The sequence below is a fragment of the Luteibacter sp. E-22 genome, assembly GCF_049913125.1.
Lineage (GTDB): Bacteria > Pseudomonadota > Gammaproteobacteria > Xanthomonadales > Rhodanobacteraceae > Luteibacter.
The window spans coordinates 4,164,316-4,184,902 of the sequence record NZ_CP183975.1; the positions used below are offsets into that span (position 1 = coordinate 4,164,316).

The 20,587-nt window shown below is 66.2% G+C and carries 14 protein-coding genes and 1 riboswitch; of the genes, 6 read left to right on the forward strand and 8 right to left on the reverse strand.

The features are described 5' to 3' along the window. Positions 1-10 precede the first annotated feature (10 nt). The 5 genes from ACN9M2_RS18475 to zwf form a co-directional block, all read right to left on the reverse strand. Positions 11-862, reverse strand: coding sequence for an EamA/RhaT family transporter (locus ACN9M2_RS18475; RefSeq protein WP_426286070.1), 852 nt, complete (start codon positions 860-862; stop codon positions 11-13). Between the two features lie 93 nt (positions 863-955). Continuing rightward, a complete protein-coding gene (gene eda, locus ACN9M2_RS18480; RefSeq protein WP_426286071.1) occupies positions 956-1,606 on the reverse strand; it encodes a bifunctional 4-hydroxy-2-oxoglutarate aldolase/2-dehydro-3-deoxy-phosphogluconate aldolase in 651 nt (216 codons plus the stop codon). Between the two features lie 19 nt (positions 1,607-1,625). Beyond that, positions 1,626-3,437 (reverse strand): phosphogluconate dehydratase, encoded by a 1,812-nt coding sequence (edd, locus tag ACN9M2_RS18485; RefSeq protein WP_426286072.1) that lies wholly within the window; start codon positions 3,435-3,437, stop codon positions 1,626-1,628. A gap of 93 nt (positions 3,438-3,530) precedes the next feature. Continuing rightward, positions 3,531-4,232 (reverse strand): 6-phosphogluconolactonase, encoded by a 702-nt coding sequence (pgl, locus tag ACN9M2_RS18490; protein WP_426286073.1) that lies wholly within the window; start codon positions 4,230-4,232, stop codon positions 3,531-3,533. Further along, entirely contained in the window at positions 4,229-5,701 is a 1,473-nt protein-coding gene (gene zwf, locus ACN9M2_RS18495; protein ID WP_426286074.1) for a glucose-6-phosphate dehydrogenase, read from the reverse strand. Before zwf ends, pgl begins: the two co-directional genes overlap by 4 nt. 237 nt (positions 5,702-5,938) lie before the next feature. On the opposite strand from zwf, the gene ACN9M2_RS18500 reads away from it, so the two are divergent. Genes ACN9M2_RS18500 through nagA form a run of 3 tightly spaced genes read left to right on the forward strand, consistent with a single transcriptional unit; the run spans position 5,939 to position 8,912 of the window. Continuing rightward, complete coding sequence (locus ACN9M2_RS18500; RefSeq protein WP_426286075.1) at positions 5,939-6,691, forward strand: GntR family transcriptional regulator; 753 nt, start codon at positions 5,939-5,941, stop codon at positions 6,689-6,691. A 16-nt stretch (positions 6,692-6,707) separates the two neighbouring features. After that, complete coding sequence (locus ACN9M2_RS18505; RefSeq protein ID WP_426286076.1) at positions 6,708-7,742, forward strand: SIS domain-containing protein; 1,035 nt, start codon at positions 6,708-6,710, stop codon at positions 7,740-7,742. 24 nt (positions 7,743-7,766) lie between these two features. Then, complete coding sequence (nagA, locus tag ACN9M2_RS18510; protein WP_426286077.1) at positions 7,767-8,912, forward strand: N-acetylglucosamine-6-phosphate deacetylase; 1,146 nt, start codon at positions 7,767-7,769, stop codon at positions 8,910-8,912. Between the two features lie 290 nt (positions 8,913-9,202). Here nagA and ACN9M2_RS18515 read toward each other — a convergent pair whose 3' ends face one another. Then, positions 9,203-12,226: a TonB-dependent receptor gene (locus ACN9M2_RS18515; RefSeq protein ID WP_426286078.1), complete on the reverse strand. Its 3,024-nt coding sequence runs from the start codon at positions 12,224-12,226 to the stop codon at positions 9,203-9,205. Positions 12,227-12,471: 245 nt separating this feature from the next. Beyond that, positions 12,472-12,714, forward strand: a riboswitch (cobalamin riboswitch). A gap of 144 nt (positions 12,715-12,858) precedes the next feature. Here ACN9M2_RS18515 and ACN9M2_RS18520 point away from each other — a divergent pair. Together ACN9M2_RS18520 and ACN9M2_RS18525 are read left to right on the forward strand one after the other, a co-directional pair. Next, on the forward strand, positions 12,859-14,745 hold the full coding sequence (locus tag ACN9M2_RS18520) for a TonB-dependent receptor domain-containing protein (protein ID WP_426286079.1): 1,887 nt from the start codon (positions 12,859-12,861) through the stop codon (positions 14,743-14,745). A gap of 130 nt (positions 14,746-14,875) precedes the next feature. Then, entirely contained in the window at positions 14,876-18,025 is a 3,150-nt protein-coding gene (locus tag ACN9M2_RS18525; protein WP_426286080.1) for an efflux RND transporter permease subunit, read from the forward strand. A 131-nt stretch (positions 18,026-18,156) separates the two neighbouring features. Here ACN9M2_RS18525 and ACN9M2_RS18530 read toward each other — a convergent pair whose 3' ends face one another. Both ACN9M2_RS18530 and ACN9M2_RS18535 read right to left on the reverse strand, forming a co-directional pair. Then, positions 18,157-18,717, reverse strand: coding sequence for a DUF2239 family protein (locus ACN9M2_RS18530; protein WP_426286081.1), 561 nt, complete (start codon positions 18,715-18,717; stop codon positions 18,157-18,159). Positions 18,718-18,792: 75 nt separating this feature from the next. Next, the gene (locus ACN9M2_RS18535) at positions 18,793-19,701 is read right to left on the reverse strand and encodes a LysR family transcriptional regulator (RefSeq protein WP_426286082.1); all 909 of its coding nucleotides are present in this window, start codon (positions 19,699-19,701) and stop codon (positions 18,793-18,795) included. Positions 19,702-19,809: 108 nt separating this feature from the next. On the opposite strand from ACN9M2_RS18535, the gene ACN9M2_RS18540 reads away from it, so the two are divergent. Beyond that, complete coding sequence (locus tag ACN9M2_RS18540; RefSeq protein ID WP_426286083.1) at positions 19,810-20,586, forward strand: SDR family oxidoreductase; 777 nt, start codon at positions 19,810-19,812, stop codon at positions 20,584-20,586. Position 20,587: the final 1 nt, after the last annotated feature.

A 20,587-nucleotide genomic window follows, 5' to 3' on the forward strand; every position in this document is an offset into this window, starting at 1 on the left:
AGCCCCGCGATCAGGCGGTCGTCATCACGCCGATCGCACCGATCGCCAGCACCACGCCGAACCAGTTGACCGCCGCGAGGCGTTCCTTGAAGCCGAAGGCGCCCACGAGGGCGCCGAGCACCACGACACCCACGTTCATCGACGCGAACACGAGCGACGGGTCCTTCGGCAAGGCCTGGTGGCCACGCACGTAGAACAGGATGTTCGCGAAGTTGGCGACGCCCAGCAGCACGCCGAAACCCAGGCTGCGCGCCGTGACCGGCGCCTGCCTCGTGGCGGCACGCACCAGCACCGCGACCCAGCACAGCACCATGGCGATGAGGAATGACGCGAGCAAGGCGCTCGCGAACGGAGCGCCCGCCTGCGCGATCAGCTTGAAGCAGATATCGATCGCGCCGAAGCCGACGAACACGGACAACGGCGCCACCCAGCCACCGCGCTCCATGCTGCCGCGCTCCTTTCGCCAGAGCACGCAGAACACCGCGGCGAGGGCGAGGACGATGCCCAGCGACTTGATGCCGGTGAGCGTATCGCCGAGGAAGACGAAGGCGGCGATGAGCGCAAGAAATAACGAAAGACGCTGCGCCACGTCGGTGCGAACGATGCCGGCGCTGCGAACCGATCGCGCCAGCATCAGAAAGATCGCGGGCAACAAGACGCCAAGCACCACCAGCGGCACGTAGGTGGCTTTCGCATCGATGGCGGCCTGCGGCGTCGCGTGAAGCAGCCAGGCGGAGAGCGCCGCTGCCACGACGTAGTTCGTGGCCACCGCCTGCACGATGTCGATGTTCGCGCGACGCGCGAGCTTGAGCAGGACCGAGACGGCGACGCTGAAGGCGACGGCGAGGAGGATGTAAGTCATGGACACGGCTTGCAGCACGGCAGGGCTGCGAAGGATCGCATAGGGACGCGACAGCCGACGACTACCTTCGCGTCACCCGTGCCGTGATGGCTCTCAGACCTTGCCCGCCAGTGTCGCCGCCTCGCGTGCGAGGGCTTCGATGCCCGCCCAATCCGAAGCGGCGAGCTTGTCGGCGGGCGTGAGCCAGGAACCACCGACGCAGACCACGTTGGGCAGGGACAGGAACTCCGTGGCATTGGCGAGGCTGATGCCGCCCGTCGGGCAAAACCGGATCTGCGGCAGCGGGCTGGCCCAGGCGCCGATCAGCTTCGCGCCACCGGCGGGTACCGCCGGAAAGAACTTCTGGAAGCGGTAGCCGCGCTCAAGCAGTTCCATCGCCTCGCTGGATGTCGCCGCGCCAGGCAGCAGGGGCAGTTCCGAATCGTCCGCGGCATCGAGCAGGCGCGGTGCGCTGCCCGGGGACACCGCGAACTTCGCGCCCGCCTTGTATGCGTTCTCCAGGTCGCGCGCGGTGAGCACCGTGCCGACACCGACGAAGGCGCCTTCCACTTCGGCGGCGATCGCGCGCACCGCGTCCAGGGCGGCAGGCGTGCGCAGCGTCACCTCGATGGCGGGGACACCGCCCGCGACCAGGGCGCGCGCCATGCCCACGGCCTTCGAGGCATCGTCGATGATCACCACGGGAACCACCGGCGCGAGGCGCAACGTGGCTTCGACGAGTTTCTGCTTCGCTTCGTTGCTCATCAGGTACTGCTCCGGTAAATCAAAAGACGCCCGCGCCCAGGTCGGCCGTGACGGCCGACTGGCGAAACATGGCGAAGAGTTCGCGACCCATGCCCGTGTGATGCACGGCAAGGTCGACGTGGTCGGGGACGCGGCTGTTCCACTCGTCGGCATCGACCAGTACCTGCAGCGTGCCGTTGACGGCGTCGACGCGCACGAGATCGCCCGTGCGGATGCGTGCGATGGGTCCGCCCGCCTCGGCTTCCGGCGTGACGTGGATCGCCGCCGGCACACGGCCGGACGCTCCGGACATGCGGCCATCGGTGACCAGGGCCACGCGATAGCCGCGGTCCTGCAACAGGCTCAGCGTCGGCGTGAGCTTGTGCAGTTCGGGCATGCCTCGCGCACGAGGGCCCTGGAAGCGGACCACCGCCACGAAATCGCAGTTGAGGTCGCCACGGTCGAAGGCCGCCTTCACGTCGTCCTGCTCGTCGAACACGATCGCGGGGGCCTCGACGACCATGCGGTCGTCCGGCACCGAGGACACCTTGATCACGCCACGGCCGATGTTGCCGTTCAGCATGCGCAAGCCCCCATCGTGGCGGAACGGCTCGGTGATGGAGCGAAGCACGCCACGATTGCCGCTCTCTTTCGATACCGGCTTCCACACGAGCGTGCCGTCCGCGAGCACGGGCGTGGTGCGGTAATGGTGCAGGCCACGGCCCATGATCGTGTTCACGTCGTCGTGCAGCAGGCCGGCGTCGAGCAACTGGTCGATCAGGAAGCCCATGCCGCCGGCTTCGTGGAAGTGGTTCACGTCCGCGTAGCCGTTGGGATACACGCGTGCCAGCAAAGGCACCACGGCGGACAGGGCATCGAAGTCATCCCAGCGCAATTCCACGCCAGCCGCGCGCGCGATGGCGACGAGATGCAGCAGGTGGTTGGTGGACCCGCCCGTGGCGTGCAGTCCGACCACGCCATTGACGATGGCGCGCTCGTCGACGATACGGCCCAGGGGCAGGTAATGCTCGCCCAGCGTGTCGATGGCCAGGACGCGTTCCACCGTGGCCTGGGTGAGCGCATCGCGCAGCGGCGTGTCCGGTGCCTCGAAGCTCGCGCCGGGCAGGTGCAGGCCCATGATCTCCATCAGCATCTGGTTGGAGTTGGCGGTCCCGTAGAAGGTGCACGTACCCGAACCGTGGTACGAACGCGCCTCGGCCTCGAGCAGTTCGGCACGCGTGGCCTTGCCGGCGGCGAACGCCTGGCGCACCTTCGACTTCTCCTCGTTCGGGATGCCCGACGGCATCGGGCCCGAGGGAACGAAGGCCCCCGCGAGATGGCCGAAGCTCAGCGCGCCGATCAACATGCCCGGCACGATCTTGTCGCAGATGCCGAGATACAAGGCGCCTTCGTACATGTCGTGCGAAAGCGAGACCGCCGTGGCCATGGCGATGAGGTCGCGCGAGAACAGCGACAGCTCCATGCCGGGACGGCCCTGGGTCACCCCATCGCACATCGCCGGCACGCCGCCCGCGACCTGCGCGGTGGCGCCGAGCGAACGGGCGGTCTGGCGGATGAGTTCCGGATAGCGCTCGTACGGCTGGTGCGCCGAAAGCATGTCGTTATAGGAGGTGACGATCGCGATATTCGCCGCATGACCGTTGCGCAGCGCATCCTTGTCGGTCTCCGCGCAGGCGGCGAAGCCGTGCGCCAGGTTGCCGCACGACAGGTGGTGGCGCTTGGCGCCCTTGCCGCGCGCCGCGTCGATCTTGGCGAGGTAGGCGGCCCGCGAAGTGCGGCTACGTTCGATGATTCGCTGTGTCACCTCAGCGAGAACGGGATGGATGCTCATGTCGGTTCCTGGCGAATGGACCGCCGGCCCCCGCCGGACGGTCCGCTGCCGCGCGCGTGCGGCGCGGCGATACGGCTTGGATGCCTGGCTTGCTTACGCTGCCCAGTACACCTCGACCGGCACGCGGTCCTGCTTCAACACGGCGGCGATCGGGAAGTCCTCGCCGGCAAGCGCCTTGCCGAGCACGTCTTTCTTGTCGTCGCCTTCGATGTGCAGGTACAGCGCGCGCGTATCGAGTATGCGCGGCAGGCTGAGCGTGATGCGCGGCTCGCCCGCCCCCTCGGCGCGCATCGACAGCACGGACTGCTTGCCGTCGAGATCGAGCGCCTCGGCGAGGTGATCGCCACCGGGGAAGAAGGACGCGGTGTGACCGTCCGGCCCCATACCGAGCAGGACGACGTCGAATGGCGAACCCAACGCGTCGATGCGCTTGCCGACATCGGCGAGCGCGGCGTCCACGTCGTCCTTGTGCGCACGGTCGAACAGCGGCAGGAAAGCGGCGACATGCGCCTCGTGGGTGAGCAACGTGCTGGCGACCATGCGCGCATTCGAGCGATCGCTGTCGGTGTCGACCCAACGTTCGTCGACCAGCGTGACGGTGACCCTGGACCAGTCGATCTCCTGCTCGGCGAGCACGGCGAACATCACCTTCGGCGTGCCGCCGCCGGAAACGGCGATCGTGGCCTTGCCGCGTGCCTTGATCGCTGCGTCGAGTTTCGAGGCGACATCGCGTGCCAGCTTGTCGGCGAGCGTGAGGCGGTCGGCGAATTCGTGTCGGTTCACTTTTGTGTTCATGCGGCGTCCTCGGCCCAGGTACGGCCATCGCGTTCGATGAGCGCCACGGCGGCGCTCGGACCCCAGGTGCCGGCCGTGTACGGCTTCGGCGTATCGCCACCGGCCTCCCACGCGTCGAGGATGGGACCGGCCCAGTTCCATGCCGCCTCGACTTCGTCGCGGCGCATGAACAGGGTCGGGTTGCCACGCACGACATCGAGGATGAGCCGTTCGTACGCGTCGGGCTGCTGCACGCCGAAGGCCGCCGCGAAGCTCATGTCGAGCGGCACGTGGCGCAGGCGCAGGCCACCCGGACCCGGATGCTTGATGGTCAGCCACAGCTTCACGCCTTCGTCCGGCTGCAAGCGCAGCGTGAGGCGGTTGGGCAACAGCGGACCGCTGGCGGGATCGAAGATGGAGTGCGGCAACGCGCGGAACGTCACCACGATCTCCGATACCCGGTTGGGAAGGCGCTTGCCGGTGCGCAGGTAGAACGGCACGCCGGCCCAGCGCCAGTTACCGATCTCCGCCTTGAGGGCGACGAAGGTTTCGGTTTTCGACTGGTCGCTGCCGAGCTCGTCGAGATAGCCCGGGACGCCTTGGCCTTCGGCCGCACCGGCGCGGTACTGGCCGCGCACGGTGAGCTGCGCCGCGTTGCGGGCGTCGATCGGACGCAGCGAACGCAGCACCTTCAGTTTCTCGTCGCGCACGGCGTCCGGGGCCAGCGACGACGGCGGCTCCATGGCGAGCATGCACAGGAGCTGCAGGATGTGGTTCTGGACCATGTCGCGCAGTGCGCCCGCCCGGTCGTAGTAGCCGGCGCGATGGCCGACGCCTACCGTCTCGGCCACGGTGATCTGCACATGGTCGATGTGCTGGGCGTTCCACAATGGCTCGAACAGGGCGTTGCCGAAGCGCAACGCCAGCAGGTTCTGCACCGTTTCCTTGCCCAGGTAATGGTCGATGCGATAGGTCTGCGATTCGCCGAAGACCCGCGCCACGGCATCGTTGATCGCGTTGGCGCTGTCGAGATCGCGGCCGATCGGCTTTTCCAGCACCACGCGCGAGCGTTCGCCGTTGAGTCCGAGCGAACCCAGGCGCTGGCAGATATCGGTGAAGATGTCCGGCGACGTCGACAGGTAGAACACGCGGATGTGGCTGGGTTCCGCCGCCATGAGGCTGGCGAAATCGTCCCAGCCATCGGCCTTGCGCGCGTCGAGCGAGCGGTAGCCGATCATCTGGATGAAGGCCTCGAGCTGGGCGGGCACGATGTGCGAGACGCTCTTCTCGACCGCGGCGCGCACCTGCTCGCGGTACGCGGCATCGTCCAGGCCTTCGCGGGCCACGCCGATGATGCGGCTCTTCGCCTGGATCTGCCCATCCGCGAAGCGGTGGTACATGGCGGGCAACAACTTGCGGACGGCGAGATCGCCGGTGCCGCCGAAAATGACCAGATCGAATGGTTCGATCGGCAGGAGGGGAGCGCTCACGACAGAGGCCTCTTGAAGGATCGTTGGAATGCTTCCGGATCGTACCAGTGACATACCAGGACGTACCAGCCCCGTACCACTCGCCGCGACGTTTCGTCGCCTTTCACGGCGTGATAACAGCCTGAAAACGTTTGCCTGCCCCATTTGGATCGTGCAAACGACTGTTTGAACGAGCGACTGGTACGCTCCGGCTTGCATGGTCTTGCCGCAGTGGTCGTGGATTGGTATCTTCGGCGAATGGAAAGTGCACTCGTCGCCGAATACCAGCGCCTGCAACACGACCCGGCTACCCGGCAGCCGCTGGCGTACATGCGCCTGCGGCGGGCGATCCGCAACGTGATCGAGAAAGGCGAGGTCCAGGTGGGCCACGCGCTGCCCAGCGAACGCGACCTCGCCAGGGCCCTCACCCTGTCACGGGTCACCGTGCGCAAGGCCATCGGTGGCCTGGTCGAGGACGGCCTGCTCACCCAGCGCCACGGCGCGGGCACCTTCGTTTCCGAGCGCATCGTGAAGCCGCTGTCGCGGATGACCAGCTTCACCGAGGACCTGCGCGCCCGTGGCCTCAATCCCCGCTCCGAGTTTTTCGAGCGCGGCATCGGCGAGGTCACGCCCGAGGAGGCCATGGCGATGAACCTGTCGCCGGGCACGCTCGTGGTGCGCCTGCATCGCCTGCGCTACGCGGGTGACGAACCCCTGGCGATCGAACGCAGCGCGGTTCCCCTGGACCTCCTGCCCGATCCGAACCTCGTGGAGGATTCGCTCTACGAAGCGCTCGACAAGCTGGGCAACCGCCCGCTGCGCGCGCTGCAACGCCTGCGCGCCGTGGTGCTCGGACCCGCGCAGACCCGCCTGCTCCGCCTCGGGGCAGGCAGCGCCGGCCTCAACATCGAGCGACGCAGCTTCCTCGAAGATGGCCGCATCGTCGAATTCACCTGTTCCTGGTACCGCGGCGATATCTACGATTTCGTCGCGGAACTGCAAAGCGACTGAAGAGCCCAACCACGCCATGACGATCCAGCCGCAAGACACCCTGATGTTCCGCGAAGCGCACGAGACCGCCGAGGTCGTCGAGCGGCAACTGGCCCACAACGAAGCCGTGATCGGCGCGCTCGCCGAGCGCCTGCGCGCGAACCCGCCGCGCATGGTGATCACCTGCGCGCGCGGCAGTTCCGATCACGCGGCGATGTATGCCAAGTATGTGTTCGAGACCCAGCTCGGCGTCGTCACCGCGTCGGCTTCGCCGTCGGTGACGTCCATCTACCACGCCACGCAGCACCTCGACGGCGCGCTCTATGTCGCCGTATCCCAATCGGGAAAGAGCCCGGACCTGGTCCGCAACGCCGAGGCGGCGAAGAAGGCCGGTGCCTATGTGGTGGCGCTGGTGAACGTGGTGGACTCGCCGCTCGCCGCCGTCGCCGATGTGGTCGTGCCCTTGCATGCGGGCCCGGAAAAGAGCGTCGCCGCGACGAAGAGCTACCTCGGCGCGTTGTTCGCGATCCTTCACATCGCCGCACGCTGGAGCGGAAACGCCGCCATCGGCGATGCGCTCACCGCGCTTCCCGCGCAGCTGCGCGAGGGTTGGGACGCGGACTGGTCCGCGCTCACCGACGGCCTGGTCGATGCGCACAACCTCTTCGTGGTCGGCCGCGGCTTCGGTTTCGCCGGCGCGCTCGAAGCGGCGCTGAAGTTCAAGGAAACCTGCGGCCTGCATGCCGAAGCCTTCAGTTCGGCCGAGGTGAAGCACGGCCCGATGGCGCTCGTGGGTCCGGACTTTCCGGTGCTGTTCTTCGCCCAGAACGACGACACGCTGCCCGGCGTGCTCGACGTCGCCGCCGAATTCCGCAAGCGCGATGCCAAGGTCTGGATCGCCGCGCCAGGCGCGACGGGCGAGGGCGTGCTACCGCTGGTGGCATCCGCACCGATCAGTGCGCCGCTGCTGGCCGTACAGAGCTTCTATCGCGCCACCGCGGCGCTTTCCCTGAAGCGCGGGTTCAATCCCGATGTCCCGCCGCACCTGAACAAGGTGACGGAAACGGTCTGACGTCGATACCAGAAGGAACATCCCATGACCATCGCGCTCGTCAACGGCCGCGTACTCACCGATAACGGATTCCAGGGCGGTTTCGCCGTGCTGGTGGACGGCGACACCATCACCGGGTTGGCGTTGCCGTCGGACCCGCGCGTGCGCGCGGCGGAGCGTCACGACCTCGGCGGCCGCGCGCTGCTGCCCGGCTTCATCGATTGCCAGGTCAATGGCGGCGGCGGCGCGCTGTTCAACGACGCACCCACGGTGGAGACCATCCGCACGATCGGCGAAGCGCATGCGAAGTTCGGCACCACCGGTTTCCTGCCGACGCTTATCAGCGACGACGCCGAGGTGATGGCGAAGGCCATCGACGCCGTGAACGCGGCCGTGGAGCAGGGCGTTCCCGGCGTGCTAGGCATCCACCTCGAAGGCCCGTTCATCGCACCCGAGCGCAAGGGCGTGCACGACGCGGCCAAGTTCCGTATCGCGGGCGCCGAGGACATCGCGATGGTCGCGCGACGCCATGGCGGCGTCACCCTGCTCACCCTCGCGCCGGAACGCGCGTCGGACGGCGTGCTCGAACAACTGGTGTCCCAGGGCGTGATCGTCGCCGCCGGCCACACCGCCGCCGACTACGAGACCACGCGTGGCGCCCTCGCCAAGGGCGTGCGCGGCTTCACCCACCTGTTCAACGCCATGACGCCGTTCACCAGCCGCGAACCCGGCGTGGTCGGCGCCGCGCTGGATGACGCCGCCAGCTGGTGCGGCCTGATCGTCGACGGCCACCACGTGCATCCTGCTTCGTTGCGCGTAGCCATCGCCGCGAAGGCGCGCGAGAAGATGATGCTGGTGACCGACGCGATGCCGCCGGTCGGCTCAGACAATCCGAGTTTCGTGCTCAAGGGCGAAACCATCACCGTGCGCGATGGCGTTTGCCAGACCGCGGACGGCACGCTCGCGGGCTCCGCGCTGGACATGGCGACAGCGGTACGCAATACGATCGGCATGGTCGGCGTCGCCTACGACGAAGCCGCACGCATGGCTTCCACGTATCCCGCCGACTTCCTCGGTCTCGGCGCCAGCCACGGCCACATCGCCGCCGGCTACCGCGCCGACTTCGTCGTCATGGACGAGAGCTACCATGTCGCGGAAACATGGATCGGCGGCAGGAAGGTCTTCGGCTGATACCTGTAACCGGGACAAGCACCCATCGCCGCTGAAGCGGCTCCCACAAGGGCGAAGCTCGTCGCTATCAAGGATGGGGAGACCTGGTGGAAGGAGACCTGGTGGGAGCCGACTTGTCGGCGATCCCGCGGCAGCGGGCAAGTTAGCCACAAGCACCCATCGCCGCTGAAGCGGCTCCCACAACAATAGTTCCTGCGACAAAAAAGGCCGGCGCTCCGCGCCGGCCAGTTCCAGGGAGATCTCGTCGCGCGCCCGGATACGTTGCCCGGGCGCGCTGCTGTTCCCGCTACTTAGAGCGAGAAGTCGTAACGCACACCGACGCGCACATAACGCGGGTTCTGGAACGCGATCGGACGCTCGTAGTTGATGCTCTTCACCGGCATGCCGGTGTCTTCGTTGATCGCGCCCGTCTCACCCACATCCACCTGTGCCACCTTGCGCTGGCTACCCACGACATTGAACACCGTCGCCGTAAAGGCGAGAGGCTGCTTTTCGCCTGCCCACATCGGCCGGTATTCGGCATTCAGATCGAGATTCCAGGTATACGGCAGGCGACCCTTCGAGCCGCGCGGCGACGGCTGGAGGCCGCACTCGAAGTACGATGCGCCGTAGTCGATCGCGTCGACCGGGTCGACACCGATGCAGTTCTTCGGACGGCCGGTGGCGACCGAGAGATTGCCGCCCAGCAGCCATTCCGGCGACATCTGCCAATAACCATAAGCCTTCAGCTGATGGGTACGGTCATTGGGCAGCGGCCCGTTCGTGTACTGCATGATTTCCGGCGCGTCCCAATCCTGCGTCACCGACGGATCGAGCTGACCGATGTCCGACTTGAGCTGGCCTTCCGAGTTACCGTAGCTGCGCGAGAACGTGTAATCGATGCGACCGTACCAGTCGTCGGCGAAGTGGTGCTCGAGATACAGGTCCAATGCGTAGTAGCTACGCTTGAGATCCGGGAACTTGACATTGCCCGGGGGGGGCGATGTGAAGTCGTCCTTGGTGAGCTTGAACGGCACGTACTGGCCGCCGCCCACGTCCACCAGGAAGGTGTTCGACTTGCCTGGGTTGAACAGGTAGCAGCCCGGCAGCGAGGCGTTGCTGATATCGATGCCGTTGCGCTCCGCGTACGCTTCGAAGGGACGCGAATCGCAGAAGTCGTCGATCGAGCTCTTCAGCTTGCGGTACGTCGCCTTGGCGCCGAAGCTCCAGTTCTCGTTGATCGCCTTGTCGAAGCCGAGGATGTATTCATCCTGGTAGTAGGCGTCGATACCCTGGGCGGCGACGGTTTTCGGGTCCAGCGGGGTGCCATCTTCACCGTTGAGATAACGACGGCTGCCGAGCAGGGCGGTTCCGGTCGGCTCGCCGTTCGGGCCCACGCCGCTATACGAATAATACTCGCTGTAATACGTGGAAGCGGAAGCGCCGCGGATGGCGACGTTCGACGGGATGGCGAGGTGGTAGCGACCGGCGTTGGCATAGACCTTGAACGTGGAATCACCGAACACGTCCCAGGTGGCACCGATACGGGGCGCGAGCTGATGACGCTGCTTCACGTAGGTCGCGCCATCGCCGTTGATGTTCTTAAACTGTTCGTTACGCAGGCCGAGATAGACCATCCAGCGATCGGTGACCTGCCAGTGATCTTCGATGTACTGGGCTTCCTGCTCGGTCTTCACGCTGGCGCCCGTCTGGAACAGGCGCTTTTCGACGAAGTAGTCGGCGCCCGGCGGCGGGACGATATCGGGGCGATTCGGAACGGTGCCGGCGTCCTGGTAGACCCAGCGGTAGCCACCTTCGTAGACGTTACCCGAGTAGGACTCGAGGGTCTGGTTGTCCACACCCACCCGCAGATCGTGATCGCCCGCGCGATATTCGATGTCCAGGCGATAGCCGTGCGTCTTGTCCTTCGCGCCTTCGCCGAGGACGGTACCGTTGACGAGGCCGCAGCCGACGATCGGCGTGGAGACCGAACGGTTGTCGGTGATCCAGGGGCAATTCGGATTCGAGGAATACGACAGGTTGCGCTCGTGACGCGTCTGCGTATGGCCATACAGCGCGTTGACCGTCAGGTCGTCCGTGATGTAGCCGGTGTACTTGCCGATATAGACATCACCGCCCGGCGCCGAACCCGGACCCGCATCGAAATTCTTCAGGTTGTCGGTGCCGATGTAGCTACCGCGGCTACGGGTTCCGTAGTTGTACTTGTAGACGCTTCGCTCGGTGTTCGTCTTGTCACCGATGCCCGTGACTTCGAGCAAATGGTTGTCGGTGATGTTCCAGTCGATCTTGGCCATCCACTTGGTGGCCTTCTGCTCCTGGTTAGTCCGCTGCGGCGCGGTGGCGACGCTCGTGATCTGGCTGTTGGAGCGGGTGAAGTCACCCGCCGCGAACAGGAACAGCTTGTCCTTGATCAACGGGCCGCTGATGTAGCCGGTGTACTGCGTATCGGTGCTCTTGTTGCCCGAACGGTTCTGATAAAGCGTGCCGTTCTTGCGATAGATGTTGCGGGGGTTCTGGCGCAGTGCCGAAGGCTGGAAATACATGCCCACGCCACCCTTCCACTCGTTACCGCCACGCTTGGTCACGATGTTGATCACGCCGCCGGTCGAACGGCCGTATTCCGCGCCGTAGCCACCAGTGAAGATCTGCTGCTGGTCGATCGCATCGTATGGGAGGCTGGTGAAACCAAGGCCGGTGAGGGCGTTGGTCACGGCGTAACCATTGATGTAGTACTGGTTCTCCGAAGCCGACGAACCACCGAACGAGGCCACGTTGCCATAGCGGCTGTCGCCGGAGATGACGCCCGGGGCGAGCAGCGCGGCGGCGGTGACGTCACGTGCGAGCGGCAGCTTCTGCAGCTGTTCCGAAGTGAGCACCGTGCGCGAGTCGACCTGCGACACGTCGATCGCGGGAAGCACGTTGCCGGTGACCTGCACGCCTTCGAGGTTCTGCGCCTCGGTGGTGGCGGAGGAAGCGCCTGCGAAGGACACGTCGACGCCGCCGCCCAGGTTCACCTGGACGTTGTCACGGGTCTCGACGGTCTGGCCGCCGCGCTCCACGGTGACCTTGTAGCGGCCGACCGGCAGCGAACTGGCGCGGTAGCGGCCATCGGCGTCGACGCCGACGTCGCGGGTCAGGCCGGTATCCAGGTTCTGCAGGTGGATGACGGCGCCTTCAGGCTGCGCGACGCGGCCGAAGACGACACCGGAAGCATTGGACTGGGCGAGCACGGCGCCGCTGGCGAAGCAGAGGGCGAGCGCGGTGCAAAGGGTCGATCGGCGCAGCACGCCGGTACGCTTGGTGGAACGTTGCATGTCTTGTCTCCCCGATAAACAGCAAGTAAGCCGGCCACAAGAGGTGGCCGAACTCGTTTCGATGCCGTCTCATGGACCCCTCGGCGCCCATCCCCCTGGATGTGGCCCTGGCTGCTCATGCTCCCCGTGCGCAACTTCTTGCGCTCGACGGCTATCGGTTGCGGTTGTAATCGAATTATTTTGCGTACGTCAAGTGCATGTTAAGAATTCCGTTAAGTATCCGTGACAGCCGGGGCCCCGACAGGTACCATCGACCGGTTCGGGTGTCCCGACCGGCCAAGGCCGGAGAGGATGAAACGGGAAGCCGGTGCGCCACCTCGTGGCAAGGCCGGCACTGCCCCCGCAACGGTAAGCGTCCATAGGGGCAGGTCGTCAGACCTTTCTCATGGAACCGGCCCACGCCACTGCGCAAGCGGGAAGGCACCGGTTCCCGCCACCTCCCGGTGGCTGGCGCGAGTCCGGAGACCGGCCCGATGAACGTCCCGTCCCCTGTGGCGGGCGTCCCTGTTTCGGTCGATTCGCGGAGGGCGGATCCGGGCAGCCACCGGGTTCCCGCCCGTTCGCCGTTCGCCACACGTCCTCCTCGAGCGTCCTTCGCACATTGCCGCACGGCGGCTGAGGAAGACGGTTCCATGAAGAAGACCCTGCTCGCGGCGGCCCTGCTGTCGTCCATCGCCGCGGCCCACGCCGCCGACGAGGGTGCGCCCGACCGGCTCGACCCGGTCGTGGTGACCGCCAATCGCGCCGCCACGCCACTGGACGAGGTACTCGCGCCGGTCACCCTGATCACCCGCGAGGACATCGAGCGCCTGCAGCCGGTGAGCGTGCAGGACCTCCTCACCGGCCTGCCGGGCGTGACGATCGCCAATGCCGGTGGCATCGGCCAGCAAACGTCCTTGTTCATGCGCGGCACGAACTCCTCGCACACGCTGGTGCTGCTGGACGGCGTCCGCGTAGGCACCGTGGGCGCCGGCCTGCCCGCCTACGAGCAGCTTCCCGTGGAGCAGATCGATCACATCGAGATCGTCCGCGGCCCCCGCTCCGCCCTGTACGGCTCCGATGCCATCGGCGGAGTGATCCAGATCTTCACTCGCCACGGCCAAGCCGGCGAAGCGCCCACGCCAACGCTCTCGGTGACCGGTGGCAGCCACGGCTACTCGGCGGGACAGGTGGGTGTGTCCGGCGGAAGCCAGCACGGCTGGTACAACGCCAGCCTGGGCGGGCAGTACACGGCCGGCATCAACGCCTGCCGCATCGGTGCCGCCACCGCCTTCGCCGGCTGCTTCACCGACGAGCCCGATCACGATGCCTCCCGCACCTATAACGGCGCGCTGTCTGGCGGCTATCGTTGGGACGACGGCACGGAATTGACCGGCAGCTGGCTGCGCAGCAAGGGCGACATCGAATACGACGGCGATTTCCAGAACCTCACCCGGCGCTCGCAACAGGTCGCCGGGGCGAAGCTGGCATTCGATGTCCTGGCGAACTGGCGCATGTCCCTCGGCCTGGGCCAGAACCAGGACCGTGCCGACAATTACCTCAACGGTGCCGACAAGACCCTCGACTTCGTCCACTACGGCGTGGACAAGGCCCGCGTGGGTTATCTCTATTCGAAGCGCAACCAAGCGTCCTGGCAGAACGACTTCACCCTCGCGACGGGCCAGACGCTGAGTGCGGGCGTCGACTTCCAGCAGGAAAAGCTGAAGAGCGATACGGACTATCTCAAGGACTCGCGCAACAACACGGGCGTGTTCGCGCTCTACCAGGGCCAGTTCGGCCCGCATGAGGTCCAGTTGTCGGCACGCCACGACCACAACACCCAGTTCGGCAACCACACGACCGGCTCGGCGGCCTACGGCTTCCGCTTCGACGATGGGATGAAGATCACCGCCTCTTATGGCACCGCCTTCCACGCTCCCACGTTCAACGACGAGTTCTACCCTTACGGCGCACCGGTGAACCTGAACCCGGAGACCTCGCGCACGGCCGAGATCGGCCTCTCGGCGCGGCCGGGCATCTGGAACTGGGCGGTGAACGCCTACCAGACCACGGTCGACGACCTGATCGGCTTCGACGCGAACTTCCTGCCGGTGAACGTGAGCAAGGCGCGCATCCGCGGACTGGAGGGACAGGTCGGCGCCGACGTCGACGGCTGGCATCTGCGGGCCTATGCCACTCTCCAGCAGCCGAAGAACCGCGATTCGGGCGTGCAGGACGACAACCTGCTGGCGCGCCGTCCCGAGCGCACCGCGCGGGTCGACCTCGACAAGGACCTTGGCCGCTTCACCCTCGGCGGTTCGGTCTACGCAGCCGGCTACAGCTACGACGACGCGGCCAATACCCGCCGGCTCGGCGGCTATGCCACGGCCGACCTCCGGGCGACCTGGCATGTGGATACGGACTGGAGCGTGCAGGGCCGGGTCGCCAACGTCGCGGACAAGCGCTACGAGACGGCGGCGTTCTACAACCAGTTGGGGCGTACGTATTACCTGACTTTCCGCTACGCGCCCGGGCACTGACGCGCCGCCGTATGAACGGGGCACCCCTGCCTTCCGGCAGGGCCCCCACTAAAGGCACACGCGACGAAGCAAGCGGAACGTCATAAAGTTCGCGGGCGCGGGGAGCCTTCCCGCGATCACAGGAAGTGTCGTGAACTTTTTTGCACCATTCATTCGCCGGCCGATCGGTACCTCGTTGCTCGCGGCGGGCCTGACCCTCGCCGGCGCGATCGCATACATGCTGCTGGGCGTCGCCGCGTTGCCTTCGATCGAGGTACCGGCGGTCTTTATCCAGGCGCAGATGCCCGGCGCCAACGCGCAGACGATGGCGTCGACCGTCATCGCGCCGCTGGAGCGCCACCTGGGGCAGATCCCGGGTGTCGACCAGATGTACTCCAACAGCACGGAGAACTCCGGCTTCGTCCGCGTCCGCTTCAACATGGACCGCTCGACCGACGCCGCCGCCCGCGACGTGCAGGCCGCGATCAACGCGGCGGCCGCCGACCTCCCCGCCGGCATGCCCTCGCCACCGCAGTACTTCAAGTTCGACACCGGCCAGATCCCGGTGCTGCTGGTCGCGATGACGTCGAAGACCATGCCGCCCGACAAGCTCTACGACGTGGTCGATACGCTGATCCGCCCCGCCGTGGCGCAGATCGACGGCGTTTCGCGCGTACAGGTGTTCGGCGGCACGCCCCATGCGGTGCGCATCGAGCTGGACACGAACGCCCTGGCGGCGAAGCAGCTGACCGCGAACGACGTCTCGAACGCCTTGCAGGCCGCCAACGTGAACTCGCCGCAGGGCGTGCTCTCCGACGGCGAAACGCAGATGACGGTGATCGCGAACGACGGCCTGCGCGACCCGAAGGACTTCGCCAACATCCTGATCGCCATGCGCGACGGCGTGCCGGTACGGCTCTCGGACATCGCCAATGTCCACAGTGGCCAGCAGGACCAGTACCAGGCCGCGTGGTTCCAGGGCGAGCGCTCGGTCACCATGCAGATCAGCAAGCGCCCGGAGGCGAACTCCATCGCCACGGCGGAGGCCATCCGCGCGGCGTTGCCACGGTTCCAGGCGCTGTTGCCGGCGGACGCGAAGGTCACGCCGATCTTCGACCTGACCCAGACCACGCAGTCCGCGCTGCACGAGGTCAAGGTCGCGCTGATGATCAGTATCGTGATGGTCATCATGGTGATGCTGGTGTTCCTGCGCCGCCTGGGACCGACGATGATCGCCACGCTCAGCGTGCCGCTGTCGCTGGCCGGCGCTTTCGTGGTGATGTGGACGCTCGGCTATACACTGAACACGATGTCGCTGATGGCGCTGGTGCTTTGTATCGGCTTCGTCGTCGATGACGCCATCGTGGTCATCGAGAACATCGTCCGGCACATGGAGAACGGTGCGAAGCCCATGGCCGCGGCGCTGGAAGGCGTGCGCGAGATCGGCTTCACGGTGATCTCCATCACGCTGTCGCTGGTGGCGGTGTTCGCGCCGCTGCTGTTCGGCAACAACATGATCACCAAGCTGCTCCGCGAGTTCTCGGTGACACTCGCCGCGGCCGTGCTGATCTCGGCGGTGGTGTCGCTGACGCTGACCCCGGCGTTGTGCGCGCACTACCTCAAGCATGATGCACCCGACCGCAAGGCTAGCCGTTGGGAGCTGGCGCTGGAACGTTTCGACCGGGGCTTCCTCGGGGTCTACCAGCGCGCGCTCGACTGGGCGATGCGCCATCGCCGCCTGATGCGCTGGCAGCCGTTGATCCTGCTCGCCGCGACGGTGGTTCTGGCCATCGCCGTGGTGAAGACGGCCGGCGGCAACTTCATGCCCGACGAAGACACCGGCATGCTGCAGGCGCAGATCAGCGCCGACGCCAACATCTCGCCGGACGAGATGACGCGCCGCCTGAAGCGCGTCAGCGAGTTGATGCAGAACGACAGCACGGTGGCGGACGTCACCACGATCCTCGGTGGCGATAACGGCGGCGCCGTGGGTAACCAGGGCCTGATGTTCGTCGACCTCAAACCCAAGGGCAGCGGCCCGGGCCAACGCAAGGAATCCATCAAGGAGATCATGGACAGGCTGGGCAAGGAGTACGAGAAGTTCTCCGATGTCCAGGTCTTCATGAACCCCGTGCAGTTCCTCGGCGGTGGCGGCGGCAACAGCAATCGCGGCCAGTATTCATTCCAGCTGATCAGCACCAGCGGCGAAGACCTGCAGCCCTGGGCACTGAAGCTCGTGCGCCAGATGCGCAACATGAAGGAGTTCCGCGACGTCGGCAGCGACTTCGACATCGTCGGCAAGCAGCAGATGGTGAAGGTCGACCGCGACGCGGCCTCGCGCCTCCAGGTGGGCATGGGCATGATCGACTCGGCCCTGTTCAACGCCTTCGGGCAGCGCCAGGTCTCCATCATTTATTCGGACATCAATCAGTACTGGGTGGTGTTGACGGCTGCGGCCGCGCAGACGCTGAGCCCGGATGCCTTGCTCAACACCTACGTGAAGAACGGGGTGGGCACGATGATCCCGTTGTCGGCCGTGGCGAAGATCGCGCCGGTCGCGGTGCCCAGCGCGGTCACCCATCAGAACCAGCTGGAATCGGCGGACATCACCTACAACCTCGCACCGAAGATCACGGCCGACAAGGGCAACACCCTGGTCGAACAGGCAGTGCACGCGATCAATCTGCCCGAAGGCGTGCGCATGGATTTCACTGGCGCGAACCAGCGCCTGCGCGATGCCCAATCGAACGGCATGGTGCTGCTGATCGGCGCCATCCTCGCCGTCTACATCGTCCTCGGCATCCTGTACGAGAGCCTGGGCCACCCACTGACCATCATCTCCACCTTGCCGGCCGCGGGCGCGGGTGCCTTCCTCGCCATGCTGGTCACGCAGACCCAGCTCACCCTCATGGCGATCATCTCGGTGTTGTTGCTGATCGGCATCGTGAAGAAGAACGCGATCCTCATGGTCGACTTCGCCCTGGTCGCGCAACGCGAGCACGGCATGTCACCGGTGGAAGCCATCCGCCAGGCGGCGCTGGTGCGCTTCCGCCCGATCACGATGACCACCCTGGTGGCGATGGGCGCGGCCCTGCCGCTGGCGATCGGCTTCGGCGTGGGTTCGGAAATGCGCCGGCCGCTGGGCATCGCCATCGTCGGCGGCCTGCTCGTCTCGCAGTTGCTCACCTTGCTCAGCACGCCCGCGATCTACCTGTGGAACCACGATCGCAAGGAGCGCAAGTACCGCCGCAAGCTGAAGCGCCGGTACAAGCGCTGGTTGAAGATCCGCAAGGCTAGATAACTGGGGGGAGCCCAAGCTACGGGATGGGAGCCCAAGCTACGGCGACATGGTGGGAGCCGACCTTGTCGGCGATCCCACGGCAGCGGGCCAGGTTGCGGCAAGCACCCATCGCCGCTGAAGCGGCTCCCACCCTAACCTTCGCTGCCCGCGCGTGCCGCGAGCACACGCACATAGTCGCGCACGTCTTCGGGCCACTCCTGGGTAAGAGCTTCGAACCGCTCGGTCTCGTGACGATGGAAGGCCCGCGAGGCTTCTTCATACCCGGGCAGGTTGCCGGCGAGCGCCGACATCACCCGGTCCACCGCTTCGCGCGCCTGCCGCACACGATCGGCCGGCGCACCGTCGCGGCTGGCCACTTCGACGAGACGGCGCAAGGCGACGGATGCTCCGCCGGGCTGGCTGGCCAACCATTCCCAGTGCCGCGGAAGCAGGGTCACCTCACGGGCCACGACACCCAGCTTCGGCCGGCCCGGCCCACGTTTCGTTGCGGGATCGGAGCCTGGCAAACGCGCAAGCACATCGTGGACGGTGCCACGGTAGTCGATATCGACGGGCCCGCCGGTACTGTCGTCGTAAACCAGGGGCGTGGCGCCCGGATCGCCGTCGAGCACGATCTTGCAACGTTCGGCCACGACGGCGAGGGGACCTGCCACGAGGCGACGGTGGTCGAGGAAAGCGGTGTAAGTGGACATGATGCGGTTGTCGATTTCAGGTTGCCTACATATTACCCGGGTTAAATATGAGGTCAATACCCCCGGGTAAAATATCTACAATCCCGCTGCCTGGGCCGGCAGTGCCTCGGCGATCCAGTCCACGAAGGTCCGTAGCCGGGCGTTGTGCCTGCGCTCCGGCGGATAGACCAGGTACACCGGCAGCGGGGCGGGTTGATATGCCGGCAGCAGGCTAACCAGGCGGCCGCGAGCGACGTGTTCGTTCGTCGTGAACGCCAGGGTCTGTGCCAGCCCCAGGCCGGCCATCACCGCCGCCGTGTGGGCGTTGCTCTCGTTGACCTCGACGGCCGCCTTCACCTCGATCAGGGTTTCGCGCGCGTCCTCGCGGAACCTCAGCGGCTGGGTGCGGCCACTGCGCGCGGAGAAATAGCCGATCACTTCATGGCCATCGCGCACGATGTCTGCTGGAACGGCTGGCGTTCCACGGCGTGAGAGGTAACCAGGCGTGGCGCACAACATCCACGGCAATTCGGCGATCTGCCGGGTCACCAGGTTCGGGTCGTCGGCCGTGCTACGGATGGCGCAGTCGATACCCTCGCCGATCAGGTCCACCGTCCGATCGGTCACCCCCAGTTGCACGCGAATGCCGGGATATCGCGCCCGGAACTCCGCGAGCCTGGGCAGGATGAGCGCCGCCGCCACCGAGCCGCCCGTATCCACCCGCAGGCTGCCTACCGGGTTGCTGCGGCCGCCTGCGAGCGTGGTTTCGAAGTCGTCGAGTTCGGCGAGCCAATGACGGGTGCGTTCATAGTAGGCATCGCCTTCCGCGGTCACTGTGACCCGGCGCGTGGTGCGCTCGAGCAGACGGACGCCCAACTCCGCCTCGAGTCCCTGGATCAACTTCGTCACCGTGGACTTGGGCATGCGCAACGCGTCGGCCGCGCGCCCGAATCCTCCGGTCTCCACGAGACGCCCGAATACCCGCATGGCGAGCAGACGATCCATGACTGTTTCCTTGAGTGAATAATGAAATCTCAGTTCGATTATTTATCCACAGGCGCCGAATAACTAGATTAGTCCCGTCGGCCACGCCGTGGCCCCTGGAGAACCTCCATGCACACCCTCGACACCAGCAACGTCCATACCTCCCGCCATGCCGGCAAGATCGTGCTCGTCACCGGCGGCAGTTCCGGTATCGGCCTGGCCACTGCGGAGCGCTTCGTACGCGAAGGCGCCACGGTCTACATCACGGGCCGTCGGCAAGGCGAACTCGACGCCGCCGCCGCGAGGATCGGCGTCACCGCGATCCAGGGCGACATCGCCCGGGCCGCCGACCTCGACCGTATCTTCGACACGATCCGCCGGCAAAGCGGACGCCTCGACATCCTGTTCGCCAACGCGGGCGGTGGCGAGTTCTCGGCGCTCGGCCAGGTGACCGAAGCCCAGTTCGACAAGTACTTCGGCATCAACGTGAAAGGCACTCTCTTCACCGTGCAAAAGGGCATCGAACTGATGGGGCCGGGGTCGGCGATCGTGCTGAACGGGTCCATGGTGTCGATCAAGGGCCCCGCGGCGTTCGGTGTCTATGCCGCCACGAAGGCCGCGCTGCGCTCGTTCGCACGGACCTGGGCCAGCGACCTCAAGGGCCGCGACATCCGCGTCAACGTGGTGGCCCCGGGCGTCATCGTGACCCCGGCCTACAAGACGGAACTGGGCATGAGCGACGAGCAGATCGCCGAGTACACGGCCTACGCGGAAGGCATCACGCCACTGGGCCGGACCGGCACCCCCGACGAAGTGGCGAAAGCGGTGTCCTTCCTCGCTTCGGACGAGGCGAGCTATATCACCGGCGTGGAGTTGTTCGTCGACGGTGGCCAGGCGCAGATCTGAG